The sequence below is a fragment of the Knoellia aerolata DSM 18566 genome, assembly GCF_000768695.1.
Lineage (GTDB): Bacteria > Actinomycetota > Actinomycetes > Actinomycetales > Dermatophilaceae > Knoellia > Knoellia aerolata.
The window spans coordinates 1-1,134 of sequence record NZ_AVPL01000145.1 but is presented as its reverse complement, the minus strand read 5'-3'; the positions used below and the strand labels follow the sequence as shown (position 1 = coordinate 1,134).

Here is a 1,134-nt window from a genome sequence, read left to right as displayed (position 1 = left end):
CAGTACCGTCAGCGATGTCCTGACACTTGAACCGCCCCGGGGTTGATGGAGGGTCTGAATCCGCGAAGGATGATGACCATGCCAGCACCGAGGAAGTACCCGCAGGAGCTGCGGGAGCGAGCGATCAGGCTCGTGGTGGAGGCGCGTGAGCAAGACCCTGGTCTGTCGGTGAACGCGGCCGTGGTGCGCATCGGGTCGCGTACCGGGGTCAACGCGGACACGCTGCGCGGGTGGGTCAAGCAGGCCGACGTCGACGCCGGCCGCCGCGCGGGCACCACCACCGATGACGCCAGGAAGATCAAGGACCTCGAGGCCGAGGTCAAGGAGCTCAAGCGGGCCAACGAGATCCTGCTGGCGGCCTCCTCGTTCTTCGCGCGGGAGCTCGACCCGCGACTGCCGTGGTGATCGCGTTCATCACCGATCACCGGGACCGGTTCGGGGTCGAGCCGATCTGCTCCGTGCTCACCGAGCACGGCGTGAAGATCGCCCCGTCCACCTACTACGCCGCCCGGTCGCGCACGCCGTCCGCGCGGGCGGTGCGCGACGCGCAGCTGCTCGAGGTCATCAAGGTCGTGCACGCCGACCGCGCCAAGGGTCGCAGTGTGGCTGGGTACCGCAAGATGTGGCACCTGCTGCGGCGCGACGGCCACACCGTCGCCCGGTGCACCGTGGCACGGTTGATGCGCCAGGCCGGGCTGCGCGGGGCGACCCGCGGTCGCACCTGGAAGACGACAGTGCCCGACCCCGCAGCTGTCAGGCCGGGCGACCTGGTCAAGCGGGACTTCACCGCCCCGGCACCCAACCGGCTGTGGGTGGTCGACTTCACCTACGTGCCGACCTGGACCGGGGTGTGCTTCACCGCGTTCGTCACCGACGTGTACTCCCGCCGCATCGTCGGGTGGCGCACCGCGAACCGGATGCCGACCGAGCTGCCCCTGGACGCCCTGGAGATGGCGTTGTGGGTCCGCTCCCGCGCCGGACACGACGTCACCGGGATGGTGCACCACTCCGACGCCGGGTCGCAGTACACGGCCATCCGCTACGCCGACCGCCTCGCCGACGCCGGCGCCCTGGCCTCGATCGGCACCGTCGGCGACTCCAACGACAACGCCATGGCCGAATCGATCATCGGCC

The 1,134-nt window shown here is 70.2% G+C and carries 2 protein-coding genes and 1 other annotated feature; both genes read left to right on the top strand.

The window, feature by feature from the left end:
- Positions 1 to 78: 78 nt before the first annotated feature.
- Positions 79 to 405, top strand: coding sequence for a transposase (locus N801_RS19025; RefSeq protein ID WP_035940923.1), 327 nt, complete (start codon positions 79 to 81; stop codon positions 403 to 405).
- Positions 363 to 491: a sequence feature (AL1L pseudoknot), on the top strand. (Overlaps the previous gene by 43 nt.)
- Positions 402 to 1,134 (top strand): IS3 family transposase (locus tag N801_RS19020; protein WP_052113317.1); only part of this gene is annotated, 733 nt, incomplete at its 3' end. (Overlaps the previous feature by 90 nt.) The genes N801_RS19025 and N801_RS19020, both read left to right, overlap by 4 nt.

Bases quoted from the DNA above. Each gene is read 5' to 3' on its own strand.
- N801_RS19025 (WP_035940923.1), top strand. From the start codon at position 79: ATGCCAGCACCGAGGAAGTACCCGCAGGAGCTGCGGGAGCGAGCGATC.